Source organism: Paenibacillus terrisolis, from assembly GCF_056171975.1.
The window spans coordinates 211,369-227,157 of the sequence record NZ_JBKFGG010000004.1; the positions used below are offsets into that span (position 1 = coordinate 211,369).

Consider the following 15,789-nt stretch of genomic DNA (forward strand, 5'->3'; position numbering starts at 1 on the left):
GCACCTCCGTAAATTGGATTGCAGGAGTTCGGGTGACGTTGGGAGCTGCAGCAGCCAAAAATCGCGCTTCGTTATGACGTTTTTTTGGGTTTGAATGTATGACAGCAGGTTACGGAAGAAGTTGGCGCCGTGTCTTTATGTTCGGAATCAAATTCTTCGCCGGCAAATTCGGCATCGTAATGGCGTTTTGCATGCTGGTCGATGTCAATCATAATGGCGTCAGCCCGGCATTCATTCGATTCACCCCAATAGCTGCAATTCGAAACGCTGCATTTAACCAAGGGTTTATCCCTGTTTGGCATTCTAATCACCTCAGACTTCATTGTCCCCGCTATGGATGCAACCTATACAGCGGAACATGTTCCAAATCGCTCCGAACAAATTAAAAAAGATGCCTTTCGGCATCTTCGGCTACATCAAAAATTTCCAGTTATTTGGCGTTGGCCCGGTTTAAGCGAAGCTGCGTCAAATAATCGCTTTCATAATACGTCAAATCATCACGGAGTTCCTCGAATGCGCCGGTTACGTCAAAAATGACATCACGGGCCGCCCGGGTTGGTTTTTTACGGAATCGAATCGCATCCTGACCCGTATAAGCATATCTTCCATCTTCGGAATAGCTTTCGTTTTTGGGGTAGAAGAAATTATTTACGCATTCATGATAAACCTGGTATAACACTTTTTCAGCCGAATCCTCATCAAAGGTACCGCGGCGCAGCGTGACGCCCAATTTCTCGTAGCACTCTTCGGAGTGAACGAGCAGATGCCGCAAATCCGACAGAAATCCCTGGTAGAAAACGCCATGATCTTCATCTTGGCCTTCCATAAGCTGTGGCAGCGAAAAATGATTCAAAAACTGCTCGATCCGGCTGGCCGCGCTCTTCAACTTTTCCTTGGAAGTTTCACATAGCTGCCTGATGTTGTTGGCTTGTGGCATGCGAACAAATCTCCTTCTCCTGTAATGATTAATATTTCCAATTACCGAAATTATCGTAACACAATTTAGCCAAATAAGGTATCCCCGAAGAATAAAAACAAGCCCATCACCTCACGCTATATCCATCAAATATTTAATGGGAGGTAACACCCGATGAAATGGCGCAGATGGGCTCTGCTCGGCTTGACTTCAGCCGCAGCCGTGGCAACCCTTTCCCTGTTCCCACAAGCGGACAACACGCCGCGCTACCGTGCCGCGAACACCCCGGTTCCGAAGCCGGCCCAGGAGCAGCGGCTCAAGCAAAATATGCTTCGCCGCGACGTTACGGCTACGGAGCGACTCGTCCGAATGGATGCCAAGGGACATCTACGAACGCTTGCGGAAGCTTTTGCCAAAGCCTCATCCGGAAAGTGGCCGGCGGACGCCCGGAAACTGCAACAGGATCACAAGCAGTTTCGGTCCATTCAATGGTACGATGGGGCACGCGGAACCACAAAAGAATATCGGCAGCCCGACTTTCGCCCGGATACCGCTTCCCGGGAACAAATAAACAGCTACTTGAGTTACGCCCGCAAATCGCTGCAGCAATCCAAGTCTTATGAATCACCAGCTTTTCCTAAAAATCACCCGCAATACTTCGTGTCCGCCGAACCGGCGAAAAATCGCAAAGGACAAGGCATCGTCGCCGTGATGGACATCAGTATTCTGGGACGGGTCGAGTATCATCAGCACAAAAATCTGCGGCTGATTCCCTATCCGAAGGAAGGAAAATTCAAAGTGGAATCCGTTCATCCCGACACGCTGCGGGATATTACGGTAAAAACCGGCCATGACAACGAAAACGCCAGCCATTACTACGAAAACGAAATCGTGGTCACCTTTGCCAAAGTTCCCGCCGATCGGGAAATGAAAATCATTGAAACGGCGATTCACGGGAAGACGCTGCGAAAAATCGGCGGTACGTATATTTTTCGCTCGGAAAATATGAGCATGAAGCAGCTTAGGAAATATTTCAAAGGACATTGGAATCCCAAATATGTAGAGCCGCATTATTTGTACCTGACCAATGAGATTGACAGCGGGTTTACACAAGATGAAACCCCGGAAATTCCCAACGATTTGTTGTTCTCGGAATATCAGTGGAATTTGCCGGCCATCGAGACAAACCGGGGATGGCAGCTGTCCAAGGGCAGCAACGAGGTCATCATCGCCGTTGTGGATACCGGAGTCGATCTGAAGCATCCCGATCTTCAAGGCCGGCTGCTGAAAGGCTATAACGTCGTGTCGCCGGACGATCCGCCAATGGACGATGTCGGTCACGGCACCCATGTTGCCGGGATCATCTCGGCCAACGTCAACAATAACGAAGGCATTGCCGGGATGATGTGGGGCGGCAAAATTCTTCCCGTCAAAGCGCTGGACAAGTCCGGTTCCGGAACGACGTATTCCGTTGCGCAGGGCGTTATCTGGGCCACGGATCACGGGGCCAAGGTCATCAACATGAGCCTCGGCAACTACGCCGATGCCCAATTCCTGCACGACGCGGTTAAATACGCGTTCGATCATGACGTGGTCGTCATTGCCGCCACCGGCAACGACAATACCGAGCGGCCGGGATATCCGGCCGCCTATCCGGAAGTCCTCAGCGTGTCAGCGACGGATTATAACATGCAAAGAGCGTCTTTCTCCAATTACGGCGATTACATCGACGTGATGGCGCCGGGCGAGAGCATCGCCAGCACGTATCCGGACAACCAATATGCCGCGCTGTCCGGAACCTCCATGGCCAGCCCGCATGTCGCGGCGCTTGCCGCTTTGATCCGATCGGTGAATCCCGACCTGAAAAACACCGAGGTCATGGACATTATCCGCGGCAACGTGATCGACCTTGGGGATGCGGGGCGCGACAAATATTTCGGCTATGGGCAAATTGACGTTTACGCCGCGCTGGAGGCCGCCGGAGGCGGCGGTGCTCCGCTGCAGTTCTGGCCGCAATCGATCGAACGCAAAATAAACCAGGCGATTGACCGGATCAAAAAATAGCCAAAAACCAAAAGCCTCCGCTATCGGCTGATGAAAGGGCCGAAAGCGGAGGCTTTGTCCATTTTGCATGAATTTAAGGGTGCCTGCAGTTATGAAAGTTTGCCGTAAGCCGGGTTCTGTGCTCTTTGCGGTTATAACGGGAACTACCCTCCCGCCTCGAGCGACAATCATCTATCTAGGCCGCACATTACTGAACGGCTCCAGCAACCAACCCGGACGCGCCTCGGGCAAAGGCTGCTTCACAAAGAAGCTGCGTCCCATTAGGTCTTGCTCCAAGTGGGGTTTACCAGGAACGAAGTCACCAGCGTTCCTCGGGGTCTCTTACACCTCGGTTCCATCCTTGCCTGTGCGCGCCTTGCGGCGGCCATCGGCGGTCCATTTCTGTGGCACTATCCTTCAGCTCGCGCTGACTGGACGTTATCCAGCACCCTGCCCTATGGAGCCCGGACTTTCCTCCCGCGGCCCAAAGCCGCCGGCGATTGTCTGTCAAACTTTCGAAGGCAACACTTGTTAGTATACAGGCATTGACTACCGATGACAAGTGCGAATCAGCGGTAATTCTAACTCATTATGCCAAATATTTTACGCACGATTCCTTTATAAAAAAGTAAAGGGTTCGGTGTTTACTTTAGAAGCGAACACTTTCGTGTCGTATTTGTTTTCTTCCAGCTTTTCGGTCAGCCAGGAGGCGACCTTCGGCTTCATGATCTTCTCCGCATTATGACCGGGATCAATCATGGTCATACCGGCCATCAAGGCGTCCTGGGCGGTATGGTAGTAAACGTCGCCGGTAACGAGCACATCCGCGCCGTGAAAAAGCGCGCTCTTCCAGTAATCGCCTCCCGATCCGCCAATGACCGCCGCTTTGCGGATCATGCGGGTTAAATCGCCGACCACGCGCACCGACGGCACATCGAGCTTATCTTTCACCCGCTGCACAAAAGCTCCCAGGCTGACCGGCTCCTTCAGTTTGCCGACCCGGCCGAGTCCAAATGTCCGTCCCTTTAAATCCATCGGGTATAAATCATAAGCCACTTCTTCATAAGGATGATTCTTCAGCATTGCCTGAATGACCTTGGAGCGGAGGCTATTCGGAACCACGGTTTCAATCCGCATTTCATCCGCCTTCTCCAGCTTGCCCGGCGACCCGATATACGGATTTGTCCCCTCTCCCGGCTTGAAAGTGCCATATCCTTCGATGTTGAAGCTGCAATGGCTGTAATTCCCGATCGCCCCGGCTCCGGCATTCAGCACGGCGTCCAGCACCCGCTGATGATGATCCTTCGGCACGAATACGACCAGCTTGAAAAGCGTGTCCGTATGAACATCCTCCAGCGAGGCGCTGCTCTCGATACCTAGAGCTTCGGCCATCCAGTCGTTCATTCCTCCATCCGTCACGTCCAGATTGGTATGGCTCACATATACCGCGATATCGTTTTTGATCAGCTTCTCGTATACTTTCCCCATCGGCGTGTCGACCTGCAAATGAGGCAGCGGCCGGTAAATAATCGCATGATGCGCAATAATCAGATTGACCCCTAAAGCGATCGCCTCGTCAACAACCTCTTCGTTCACGTCCAACGCGATGAGGACACGGTTGATTTCTTTTTGCAGGCTGCCGAGCTGCAGTCCGATTTTATCGTTCTCCATGGCGACATGCTTTGGAGCGAGCTGTTCCATATATTGAATTACGGTTTGACCCTTGGCAAACATGCCAGCACCTCCTTCAGCCGTTTGGACAGACGGGCGAATTCCTCTTCTTTTTCCCGGGAATTTTCCTGTGAGGACGCCTCCATGGAACGGAGTATTTTCGCCAATTTTTCGATTTCCAAGGTCCATTTCTTGAAAAAGACTTCTCCCGGTTCAATCGTGAGCCGTGGCCCCATCTGCAGCAGCAGTTCCTTCGTCAACCGAACATTCTCGCCCCGATCCGGCAAAGTCCTTTCCCGGTATAATTCCTCATTAAGCGCGGCAGCATCCGGAATGGCTTCCGCTACAAGAATCTCGTAGATCTTGCCGTCTTCCTCCAAAATGGTCTCCTCGATCAGGAACCAGCCGTTTTCGATCAGCCAGCGGCGGACGAACTCTTCGCCGACATTGGGCTGGAGGATCAAACGCTTCACGCCGTTCAGCTTCTCTTTCCCGTCCGACAGGATCGAAACGATCAGCGCTCCGCCCATTCCGGCGATCGTAATCGCATCGACCTCGCCCGGAGCGATGACGGCCAACCCGTCCCCTTTACGGACGGATATTCTTGCCTGCTCCCCGGCCTCGGCGACCTGACGCTGCGCGGCTTGGAGCGGGCCTTGATTCACTTCGCCGGCCACGGCGGCAGCCGCCAGCCCCTGCTGCACGGCATAAACCGGCAAAAGGGCATGGTCCGATCCGATATCGGCGAACCGGCAGCCCGCCGGCAGCCTGTCCGCGATTTGCTGTAATCTTGCTGATAGTCTCATGAAGAGATCCACACCACCCATTTTTTTCGTAATAAGAACAAGATGAAAAACGCTACGATCATTTTAAGCAAAAACAATAAAGCGACTTCCTCATAAATGAGATTGTCCAGTATAAGGCTGTGGGCCTCCGCCATAAACCAGAGTGTCAGCGAGACGGCAAAAAACACGCGCGTGCCTCCCTTAAACCGCTGCCGGCACAGCCAGCTGACCCAAAACAGCAGTACGCTGAGCGGCACCCACAATACCTGCGTCATGCCCCAAGAGACATCGGGATGATATTTGCCGAACAGAAACGCATACAGCAATATTCCACATATGAAGCCGCAATAGCTGATCATGCCGAAACCAAGCACAAATCCCGCCCCGATCCACAAAATTCCGCATATAGCTAAGAGCATAACCGCACCAAGTTCCGGATCCCATCCCTGCAGTGAAATCGTCCAAGCCCCAAGGCCAAGCATAGCCAAGCTGCCTATCGCCGTCATAAGGAACGAGAACAACTCATGCTTGTGGCGAGTAAATACGGCTATCGTGTAGGACCCGAAACCCACCAGCAAGGACACGAACATTTGCAATGGCCAGGGAAAAAAGCTAAAATAAAAACCAATAAAGAAAAAGAAGGAAATTATTCCAAATGCAAGGGACCAGAGCTTCGCGTTTCCCTGCTGCAAGAGACCCCAGGAGAAGAAGTGCTCAGACGGCTTCGCCTTCTCGTCATAGTACAGATTTTCCAGGAAATCGCAATAATTTTCCGGAAGAAGCCTGCTCTTTCGCCAATGGTTGATTTCGGTCAAGATGACTTCACGTTTCTCAGTGTTCAAGACATCCACCTTCCTTCAAAAAAAATGACCTTGCTGCTTGACTGCAGAAGGTCAGAGTTGTACGTCTTACGCCTATTCGAGAAAATCCTTCAACCGTTTACTGCGGCTTGGATGGCGCAGCTTGCGGAGCGCTTTCGCTTCAATTTGACGAATTCTCTCCCGCGTTACGCCGAACACTTTACCGACTTCCTCCAGTGTTCTCGTCCGCCCGTCATCCAGTCCGAAGCGGAGTCTGAGTACGTTTTCTTCCCGTTCCGTGAGGGTGTCCAGAACGTCCTCCAGCTGTTCCTTAAGGAGCTCATAGGCAGCTGCATCGGCCGGGGCCAACGCCTCCTGGTCTTCGATAAAGTCGCCCAAATGGGAATCGTCTTCTTCCCCGATCGGAGTTTCGAGCGAAACCGGCTCTTGGGCAATTTTCATGATTTCCCGGACTTTCTCTACGCTGAGCTCCATCTCGGCGGCGATTTCCTCCGGCGCCGGTTCGCGGCCCAATTCCTGCAGCAGCTGGCGGGAGACCCGAATCAGTTTATTGATCGTTTCCACCATATGCACGGGAATCCGTATCGTTCTCGCCTGATCGGCGATAGCCCGGGTAATCGCCTGGCGGATCCACCATGTTGCGTAGGTACTGAATTTAAAGCCCTTCTTATGATCGAATTTCTCAACGGCTTTGATCAGACCCATATTGCCTTCCTGGATCAAATCGAGGAACAGCATGCCACGTCCGACATAACGTTTAGCAATACTGACCACGAGTCTAAGGTTAGCTTCGGCCAGCCGGCGTTTTGCCTCTTCGTCCCCATTTTCGATCCGTTTGGCGAGCTCCATCTCGTCATCCGCCGTAAGCAGCGGAACCCGGCCGATTTCCTTCAAATACATCCGTACCGGATCATTGATCTTGATTCCCGGCGGCAACGTTAAATCATCGTCAAACCCGAAATCGTCATCGCCGCCCTGATCGTCGTCGCCTCTGCGCCGGGTCAATTCCTCGTCGCTGTCGCCCGTCACGTCGATTCCCAGGTCCCCCAATTGTTCAAAAAACTCGTCCATCTGTTCTGGGTCCTGATCAAAAGGCGAAAGCTTCTCCATAATTTCTTTATAGGTGATCGAAGACCTTTTCTTCCCTTGTTCAATCAGTTGTTCTTTCACCTGTTCAAGCGTTAATTCAGTTTCTAGTTCAGTATGCTGTTCATTCGTCATTCTGGGCTCCCTCCTCCCTAGAAACTCACCGAAAGTCCGTCGTCTTACTGTCTCTCTAGGGCAATAATCTCACTAGCAATTTGTGCCGCGCGCAAAGCATTTCCGGATTTTTCCGCGGAAACGAACTCTTCTCTCAAACGTTTGATTTCTTTCTGCAGCGGTACTTTTTTGATCTCGCGTATGCAGTCGTCCAGTTCCTGAGTGCTCCACTCCGCGGTCGTGTCCATCATCGCGATGGAAATGACCGTTTGTTCCAGTCGTTCGTCCTGGAGCGACGCGATAAACCGGCTTGCATCCGGGGGTTTCCCCTGTGCATAATAGGCGTATAGATAAGCGGCGATCGCCACATGATCTTCGATGTTAAAGTTCTCGCCAAGATGCTCGCCCACATAACGGGCAACCTCTTCATCCTGGAGCATAAAAGAAAGCAATCTCCGTTCCGCCACATGATAAGCTGGCAGCAGAGCCGGCATCGAAGCCTGCCCTTTTTTATGCCTACCATTATTCCACCTTTCGGCCTTATTATCCCCTTCGACTGCCTTTTTTTGCATAGCCATGCGGTATTCGTTGCATTCCTGTTTCAAGCTTTCGAAGGAAACCTGTAATTCGGCGGATAATTCCTTCAGATAAATTTCCCGTTCCGTCGGCGAAGCGAGCGGCGCGATAATGGGAATCGCCTCTTTGATATAGGCGACCTTTCCGTCTTCTTCTAGCAGTATATGGTTTTTTTTCAGATATATAAGCCTAAATTTGACGGATGAAACAGCGCCATCCAATATTTGACGCCTAAATCTTTCCGCTCCGTACTTTTGCACGAATTCGTCGGGATCCAACCCTTCGGTGAGCAGAGCAATTTTCGTCTGAAAACCAAGCCCCTCCAAGATCGGAATGCTCTTCAGCGCAGCGGCTTGTCCAGCGTTGTCTCCGTCATAGCAGACGATGATTTCATCGGCGAGTCCCCGCATCATCGAAGCGTGGCTTTCCGTAAGGGCGGTGCCCATCGTAGCTACTCCGTTGTGCACTCCGGCTTCCCAAGCGCTGATCACGTCCCCGTAACCTTCGAACAAAACGATCTGCCGCGATTTTCGGATTTCCGATTTGGCCTGATGCAGATTGTAAAGGGTCCGGCTTTTGCTGAACAGCTTGCTTTCCGGTGAATTCAGGTACTTCGGCTGACCTTCGCCCAGAACTCTCCCGGCAAAAGCAATGACCTTGCCGTTCCGATTATGAAGCGGAAAAATGACACGGTCGCGGAAACGGTCGACATAGCCTGAGCCATCCTGTTTCGATGACAACAATCCGCCTTGTTCCATGGCCGCGAGGTCGAAGGAACGCTTATCCAAAAACTGAAGGAGCGTATCCCACCTTGCCGGAGCGTACCCGATCTGGAATGTGTCGATGGCTTTGTCGGTGAAACCTCTTGCCTTCAAATATTCCATGGCGGGTTTGCCATACTCCGTATTTTTAAGCAAAAAGTGATAAAACTTGGAGGACCATTCGTGGGCTTGCAGCATTTGTTCCATCTCCCGACTTCGCGGCGAGTCGGCCGGACGGCCGGCTTGATCCTCAAAGGGGATATGGGCTTCTTCCGCCATCATTCGAACTGCTTCGGGAAAGGATAATCCTTCGATTTCCATTCTGAATTTAATGGCATTTCCACCCTTGCCGCAACCGTAACAGTGGAAAATTTGCCGCTCGGGCGTAACCGTAAACGAAGGCGTTTTCTCCGAATGAAACGGACAAAGCCCCTTCATGTACTTGCCCTGTTTCGTCAGATGAACGTGCTTGCTGACGGTATCGACAATATCATGCTGCCGCAAGACTGCCTCGATGACTTCCTCCGGAATGCTGCCGCGTCCGGTACTCATCCAAACCACCTTCATCTTTCGCTAGAGCGAATTCAAAAGTCAAATTCCGAGACATTTTGAGTTCCTCTATGACACGTAAATAGTAATTCGCTAAAACTGTACATTCTCCTGCAAATGTTGCAAAAGTTTTGACAACATGTCCGCAAAATGCCCACGATCCGCTTCGGTGAAGGGCTTGGGGCCTTTGAAATAATGCCCGCCCCGCCGAGCTTTTGCGTGTTGATGCCGCCTTTCAAGCAAATAATCGATATTTCCGGAGTGATATTGTTCGCCGCGGGGAGACAAAACATGACAAGCCTTCGCAATCGCCAAAGCTGCGAGTCCGTAGTCCTGAGTGACCACGATATCTCCGGTCGCGATATGGTTCGCAATATATAAATCGGCGCTTTGCTGGCTGCGGTCCACCTGGATCACCAGGACTCCTTCCTCCGGCCGCAGCACATGATCATAGGAAGAAACCATCAGCACCTGAACGCCAAAAAGGTGCGCCGTTTCGACAATTTCCGCCTTGACCGGACAGGAATCCCCGTCAACGACGATTCTGGCTTTCATCAATTCCCGCCCTTTCCAGGAAAATTATTGGCGTGCCCGCAAATAAAGTGTGGCAAGGGACAAAAGGCGAGATTTACGGAATCGCGCCTCGCAGCCAAACGGCTGCGGCCTCGTCGAAACCCAAATCTCACCCGTGCCTAACTTAAACCACACCTAAACATCCTCTTGTTTAATTATGCCCAAACAAGTTTACCAAAATCGGCGAACGCTTTAAGATCTTCATCGATCGCAGCAAGCAGCGCCAAGCGGTTCACCCGAATTGCTTCGTCTTCCGCCATGACCATGACCGCATCGAAAAAGTTTGTGATCGAAGGCTTCAAGCCGCCGATCAGCTTCAAAGCTTCGGCCGCATTCCGGGCTTTCAGGATCTCATTGTAGCTGCCGGTGATCGAACGCCAAGCTTCGTACAGCTCTTTCTCCGCCGGTTCAGCGAGCAAATCGGAGCGGACTTTTTCGGAGGAGGCTTTCGCCGCCAAATTGCTTACGCGGCCAAACGATTCAACGATGAGCTTAAACTCATCCCCGGAAAGGACGGCTTCCATCAGAGCGTTTCCGCGTTCCACAATCAATACGACATCATTATATCCCGCCGCGATAACCGCATCGACGACATCATAGCGAAGCGAATCGGACAGCGTCTTTTTGACGCGGAGGCCGAAGAAGTCGGTCAAATCACGCAGAATTTCTTCTTTTCCGCGTTTTAAGCCGCGCAGCTCCTCGTGTGTATCCAAAGCCAGGGCGAAGATGTCAGACAGCCCGATGGACAGCTTATGTTCCAATACAATTTGTACGATGCCCGCCGCCTGACGGCGCAAACCATAAGGATCTTGCGAACCGGTCGGAATGATTCCGATCGAGAAGCAGCCCGTGATCGTATCGATTTTGTCGGCGATGCTGACGATCGAACCCACCAGAGAAGCGGGTACCGCGTCGTCCGCAAAGCGAGGCTGGTAGTGCTCGAAAATCCCTTTGGCCACCGCTTCCGGTTCGCCGGCTTTACGGGCATAATCCTCACCCATTACGCCTTGCAGTTCCGGAAATTCGTAGACCATTTGGGTCACGAGGTCAAACTTGCAAATTTCCGCCGTGCGGGAAGCCGCTTCGGCCGTGGCCGAGTCCGCTCCAACCAATACCGCGAGTTTATCTGCATTTTTGCGGATGCGGCGAACCTTATCTCCGACCGTTCCGAGTTCTTCATGGAACACGATGCTTTCGAGCTTGGACAAAGCGTCCTTAATCGGGAGCTTCTGATCTTCCTCATAAAAGAACTTGGCATCCGACAAGCGTGCGCGCAGCACCTTCTCGTTCCCGCGGGAGATAATATCCAGCGAGCTGTTCTCTCCGTTGCGCACGGTCACGAAATAGGGCAGAAGGCCGCCTTGTTTATTCAATACCGGGAAATACCGCTGATGCTCGCGCATCGACGTGATCAGCACTTCCTGCGGAATGTGCAGGAACGATTCCTCGAAGCCCCCGAACAGCACCGTAGGCGTTTCAACGAGGAACAGGACCTCTTCCAGCAGGTCTTCCTTTACGGCGATATGCCAGTCTTTTTCCTTGGCCAAAGCGTCGATTTGCCGCTGAATGAGCGTCTGGCGCTCATTGACGTCGGCGATGACATGCTGCGCGCGCAGCGCTTCAACGTAAGCCGCAGGCGCTTCGATGACGGTATCGGTTCCGAGGAAACGATGACCGCGCGTCACCTTGCCCGACTTGACTCCGGTGATTTCCAGATCGATAACTTCACTGCCGAACAAAGCGACGATCCAGCGGATCGGACGCACGAATTTGAAGTCGTAGCTGCCCCAGCGCATATTTTTCGGAAAATTCATTGCATGGAGAATCCCGAGCAGGCCTTCCCCGATAATGCCCATCGTTTCAACGCCAGTCGTACTTTTGCTGACGTACACGTATTCCGTGCCGCCAAGCTCTTTGAATGTAAACTGTTCGGGACTGGCGCCCTGGCTGCGTGCGAATCCGAGAGCGGCCTTGCTCCATTCGCCGTTTTCATCCAAAGCGATTTTACGGGAAGGTCCTTTGACTTCTTCATGCACGTCCGCCTGTTTCTCGGCGACATCCTTGATCAGCACGGCGAGACGGCGAGGCGTCGCATAGGTGTTCACTTCCCCATATGAAATGACGGAATCCTCCAGCCATTTGACCGTGCGGTCCTTTAATTGCTCTACAGCCGCGCGAATAAAACGGGCAGGCATCTCCTCAAGACCGATCTCAAACAGAAAATCCTTAGCCACGGGATACTCCCCCTTTCTGAAGCATCGGGAAGCCGAGCTTTTCGCGTTCTTCCAGATACGTAGCCGCAACCTGGCGGGCTAAATTCCGCACGCGGGTAATGTAACCCGTCCGTTCCGTCACGCTGATCGCCCCTCTGGCGTCCAGCAGGTTAAACGTATGCGAACATTTCAGCACATAATCGTAAGCCGGGAAAACCAGGTGCTGCTCCATCGCTTTGCCGGCTTCCTGCTCGTACATGTTAAACAGGGTAAACAGCATTTTTACGTCGGAGAGCTCAAACGTGTATTTGGAATGCTCGAATTCGGCTTGATGGAACACGTCGCCATATTTCGTATCCGCTACCCATTCCAGTTCGAACACATTCTCCTTATCTTGAATGTAAGAAGCGAGCCGCTCCATTCCGTACGTGATTTCCACGGCGACCGGATTCGTTTCGATTCCGCCAACTTGCTGGAAATAAGTAAACTGGGTAACTTCCATGCCGTCCAGCCATACTTCCCAGCCAAGTCCCCAAGCGCCTAGCCCCGGATGCTCCCAATTGTCCTCGACAAAACGGACGTCATGCTCCAGCGGATTGATGCCGAGCCGTTTCAGACTTTCCAGATAAATCTCCTGAATGTTGTCAGGCGAAGGCTTCATAATCACTTGGAACTGATGATGCTGATACAGACGGTTCGGGTTCTCCCCATAACGTCCGTCCGCCGGACGCCGGGAAGGCTCTACATAAGCCACGTTCCACGGCTCCGGTCCGATCGAGCGGAGAAAAGTCATCGGGTTCAGCGTTCCGGCGCCTTTTTCGACGTCATACGGCTGCACGACGATGCAATTCTGTTCGGCCCAAAACTGCTGCAGGGTCAAGATCATTTGTTGAAAATTCATGAACCACATCTCCTTTGCGCCTTTGTGAACTGCTTGCCAATTGGTTCAGCCGGCCAAAGACGAAAAAGCTCCCGTCTCCTACGCCTGCTGCCAGACATAGGGACGAGAGCTGTAAGTTCCCGCGGTTCCACCCTACTTGATTTGCGATCAAAGACCCCGCAAATCCGCTTTTCACGTTCATTTCACGCTCCTGGGACGCCATTCATGAGTTCCTCCGACCGGGCTTTCACCACCCCCGGCTCGCTAGTACGGCTTTGAAACCTCATTACTATTCCCGTTCAACGCGTGGTCTCCCTAAGGAGAGATTGTTTTCTATAATAAATGATTTTATGAAGTTCGTCAAATCTCGTATTTGTCCAACTGGTCCAGAAAATTTTGCGATTTCAGCTTCAGCCCAAGTTGCGCATCCATAAAAGCGCGCATAACGGTTTTAAGCTCCTGCTTGGTGGCTTCTTTCACTTCAACATTCCCCAATCTTCGAATATCCATTCTCTCGAACAGCGCAAGCAGCTTATACGTTCCTGGCGAGATTTTCATAGCCGCCGGATCGTGATGCCTGCAGCTCGCGCACAGCTTCCCTCCGAGGCGCGGACTGACCCATGTCGATTCCTCCTGCTTTCCGCAGGAAATGCAGCTTTCGAAAGAAGGACCGTAACCCGCGGCCTGCAGCATTTTCATTTCGAACAAATGAATGATGATCTGCGGATCCTTTCCCGCCTCAAGCCCTTCCAGGCACGCTTTTAGCTGCGTGAACCAGAAGCTGCCGACCTCTTCGTCCTGAAGCGTCCGATCCAGCAGCTCGCAGACATAAGAAGCGTAGGCGGCCATAAACAAGTCTTCACGCAAAGAAAAGTGAGATTCGATAATCTCACCTTGATTCAAAGTGCCTAGACCGCTATTTTGCCGAAAAAAAACATATTCCCCAAGAGTAAACGGCTGAGTAAGCGCCGCATGGCGGCTTTTTACCTTTTTGGCCCCCCTGGCCAGCACCCCGATTTTTCCGTTTTTCTCCGTACAAAGCGTAATGATCTTGTTGCCTTCGCCATAGTCCATGCTGCGGATGACGATTCCTTCCACCCTGTAGAGCATGCCTTTTCCCCCAACCTGGCTTCTTCCTCCGCGGAGCTATTCAGCCTCTTCTTCCGCGATCAGCTCTTCCGCCGCCGCAGTCTCCTCATTCGAATTGCCGCTGGCGCCGGCTTCTTTGTATAACATATAAGCATCGACATCTCCAGTTATTGCAAAATACTTCCACGAAAAATCTCGCATTCGTATTCACCCTTTCTTCGGAAATGACGCCTGCATCTTCAAAGAATAGGATGCGCCCGCAATCGCGAACTATGCGTTGCAATAACTGGCAGTACAGAAATTGAATGAATGATTAAGCGTCCTTGTGAAAGCCGAGATCCTTGAGAATTCGCTCCTGGTTGCGCCAATCCTTTTTCACCTTGACCCATAACTCGAGGAAGATTTTGGAGCCGAGCAGGTTTTCGATATCTTTTCTGGCGAGCTTGCCGACTTCCTTCAGTAAAGCCCCTTGCTTGCCGATAATAATGCCTTTTTGCGAGTCACGTTCAACAAAAATGACGGCGGACAAATAAACGACGCCGTTTTCCTGAACGCGCATGTCCTCAATGGTCACGGCGATGGAATGCGGAACTTCCTCGCGCGTCAGATGCAGGATCTTCTCGCGGATGAGCTCGGCGCACACGAATTGCTCGGGATGATCCGTTACTTGGTCTTCCGGGTAATATTGCGGTCCTTCCGGCAAATATCTGCCGATTTGCTCGAGCAGCGTGTTCACGTTGTTGCCGTGCATCGCCGATATCGGCACGATTTCCGTGAATTCGTGCAGCTTGCGATATTCCTCGATCATCGGCAGCAGTTGCTCGGGTTCGACGCGGTCTATTTTGTTAAGCACCAAAATTACCGGCGTATGGACCTCCTTCAATCGCTCGATGATAAAACGGTCTCCCCCGCCGAGCCCTTCGGCTGCGTCCACCAGGAACAAAACGGCTTCAACTTCCCCAAGCGCGTTTAGGGCCGTATTATTCATGTAGTCTCCCAGTTTGGATTGACGCTTATGGATCCCCGGCGTATCGAGAAACACGATCTGCATGGTTTCGGAAGTATACACTCCGTGTATTTTATTCCGCGTGGTTTGCGGCTTATCCGACATAATCGCGATTTTTTGGCCGATGATATGATTCATCAGCGTGGATTTGCCCACATTGGGCCGACCAACAATCGCGACGAAACCGGATTTGAATTTGGATTTTGCCATTTCACTTGTTTCCTTTCCTGTATAGTGCCTATGTAGATAGGTTACCCGTTGTCCCCTTCGTTTAATTGGGAAGAACCAAAAGCGTAAGGAAGCAGCTCTCCAACGGTAGTTTCGCGGATATTCCCCTTTAGATTTCCCAGAATGACCGGCATATCCGGTCCGCACAGCTCAAGCAGCACCTGCCGGCATACGCCGCACGGCGCGATGGGCTCATCGGTATCGCCAACCACGGCAATCGCCCGAAAGTTTCCCGGCCGCTGGCCGTCCGCGATGGCCCGGAACAAAGCGGTCCGTTCCGCACAGTTCGTCGGACTGTAAGCCGCATTTTCGATGTTGCAGCCATGATGCACATGGCCGTCCCGGTCCAGCAAGGCCGCCCCAACGCCAAAACCCGAGTAGGGAATATAAGCACGGGTACGCGCCTTAATGGCTTCCTTCAGCAGTTCAGTATGCTCCAAGCTCATCAGCTCCTTTATATAAGTTGATTGAAGATCGA

The 15,789-nt window shown here is 52.1% G+C and carries 15 protein-coding genes and 1 other RNA gene; 1 reads left to right on the forward strand and 15 read right to left on the reverse strand.

From position 1 onward, the window contains the following. Positions 1–71: 71 nt before the first annotated feature. Both ACI48K_RS05095 and ACI48K_RS05100 read right to left on the reverse strand, forming a co-directional pair. Positions 72–323 (reverse strand): DUF1540 domain-containing protein, encoded by a 252-nt coding sequence (locus ACI48K_RS05095; RefSeq protein WP_475026456.1) that lies wholly within the window; start codon positions 321–323, stop codon positions 72–74. Between the two features lie 107 nt (positions 324–430). Beyond that, a complete protein-coding gene (locus tag ACI48K_RS05100) occupies positions 431–937 on the reverse strand; it encodes a DUF3907 family protein (protein WP_475026458.1) in 507 nt (168 codons plus the stop codon). Positions 938–1,090: 153 nt separating this feature from the next. On the opposite strand from ACI48K_RS05100, the gene ACI48K_RS05105 reads away from it, so the two are divergent. Next, positions 1,091–2,980, forward strand: a complete 1,890-nt coding sequence (locus tag ACI48K_RS05105; RefSeq protein WP_475026460.1) for a S8 family peptidase — start codon at positions 1,091–1,093, stop codon at positions 2,978–2,980. Between the two features lie 90 nt (positions 2,981–3,070). Here ACI48K_RS05105 and rnpB read toward each other — a convergent pair. The 13 genes from rnpB to ACI48K_RS05170 form a co-directional block, all read right to left on the reverse strand. Continuing rightward, positions 3,071–3,475: RNase P RNA component class A (rnpB, locus tag ACI48K_RS05110), an RNA gene on the reverse strand. 102 nt (positions 3,476–3,577) lie between these two features. Next, a complete protein-coding gene (locus ACI48K_RS05115; protein WP_475026462.1) occupies positions 3,578–4,693 on the reverse strand; it encodes a Nif3-like dinuclear metal center hexameric protein in 1,116 nt (371 codons plus the stop codon). Then, the gene (locus ACI48K_RS05120; RefSeq protein ID WP_475026464.1) at positions 4,669–5,436 is read right to left on the reverse strand and encodes a tRNA (adenine(22)-N(1))-methyltransferase; all 768 of its coding nucleotides are present in this window, start codon (positions 5,434–5,436) and stop codon (positions 4,669–4,671) included. The genes ACI48K_RS05115 and ACI48K_RS05120 overlap by 25 nt, the downstream gene beginning before the upstream one ends. Further along, positions 5,433–6,257 (reverse strand): hypothetical protein, encoded by an 825-nt coding sequence (locus tag ACI48K_RS05125; RefSeq protein ID WP_475026466.1) that lies wholly within the window; start codon positions 6,255–6,257, stop codon positions 5,433–5,435. The genes ACI48K_RS05120 and ACI48K_RS05125 overlap by 4 nt, the downstream gene beginning before the upstream one ends. 72 nt (positions 6,258–6,329) lie before the next feature. Beyond that, on the reverse strand, positions 6,330–7,457 hold the full coding sequence (rpoD, locus tag ACI48K_RS05130; protein ID WP_475026468.1) for an RNA polymerase sigma factor RpoD: 1,128 nt from the start codon (positions 7,455–7,457) through the stop codon (positions 6,330–6,332). Positions 7,458–7,501: 44 nt separating this feature from the next. Beyond that, positions 7,502–9,325, reverse strand: a complete 1,824-nt coding sequence (gene dnaG, locus ACI48K_RS05135) for a DNA primase (RefSeq protein ID WP_475026469.1) — start codon at positions 9,323–9,325, stop codon at positions 7,502–7,504. 90 nt (positions 9,326–9,415) lie between these two features. After that, on the reverse strand, positions 9,416–9,877 hold the full coding sequence (locus ACI48K_RS05140) for a YaiI/YqxD family protein (RefSeq protein WP_475026470.1): 462 nt from the start codon (positions 9,875–9,877) through the stop codon (positions 9,416–9,418). A gap of 173 nt (positions 9,878–10,050) precedes the next feature. Further along, on the reverse strand, positions 10,051–12,129 hold the full coding sequence (glyS, locus tag ACI48K_RS05145) for a glycine--tRNA ligase subunit beta (RefSeq protein WP_475026471.1): 2,079 nt from the start codon (positions 12,127–12,129) through the stop codon (positions 10,051–10,053). Next, positions 12,122–13,009, reverse strand: coding sequence for a glycine--tRNA ligase subunit alpha (gene glyQ / locus ACI48K_RS05150; protein ID WP_475026472.1), 888 nt, complete (start codon positions 13,007–13,009; stop codon positions 12,122–12,124). Before glyQ ends, glyS begins: the two co-directional genes overlap by 8 nt. A 339-nt stretch (positions 13,010–13,348) precedes the next feature. Further along, positions 13,349–14,098, reverse strand: a complete 750-nt coding sequence (gene recO, locus ACI48K_RS05155; RefSeq protein ID WP_475026473.1) for a DNA repair protein RecO — start codon at positions 14,096–14,098, stop codon at positions 13,349–13,351. 36 nt (positions 14,099–14,134) lie between these two features. Beyond that, positions 14,135–14,278, reverse strand: coding sequence for a YqzL family protein (locus ACI48K_RS05160; protein WP_475026474.1), 144 nt, complete (start codon positions 14,276–14,278; stop codon positions 14,135–14,137). A gap of 112 nt (positions 14,279–14,390) precedes the next feature. Further along, positions 14,391–15,293: a GTPase Era gene (era, locus tag ACI48K_RS05165; RefSeq protein ID WP_475026475.1), complete on the reverse strand. Its 903-nt coding sequence runs from the start codon at positions 15,291–15,293 to the stop codon at positions 14,391–14,393. Positions 15,294–15,334: 41 nt separating this feature from the next. Continuing rightward, the gene (locus ACI48K_RS05170; RefSeq protein WP_475026476.1) at positions 15,335–15,751 is read right to left on the reverse strand and encodes a cytidine deaminase; all 417 of its coding nucleotides are present in this window, start codon (positions 15,749–15,751) and stop codon (positions 15,335–15,337) included. Positions 15,752–15,789 lie beyond the last annotated feature (38 nt).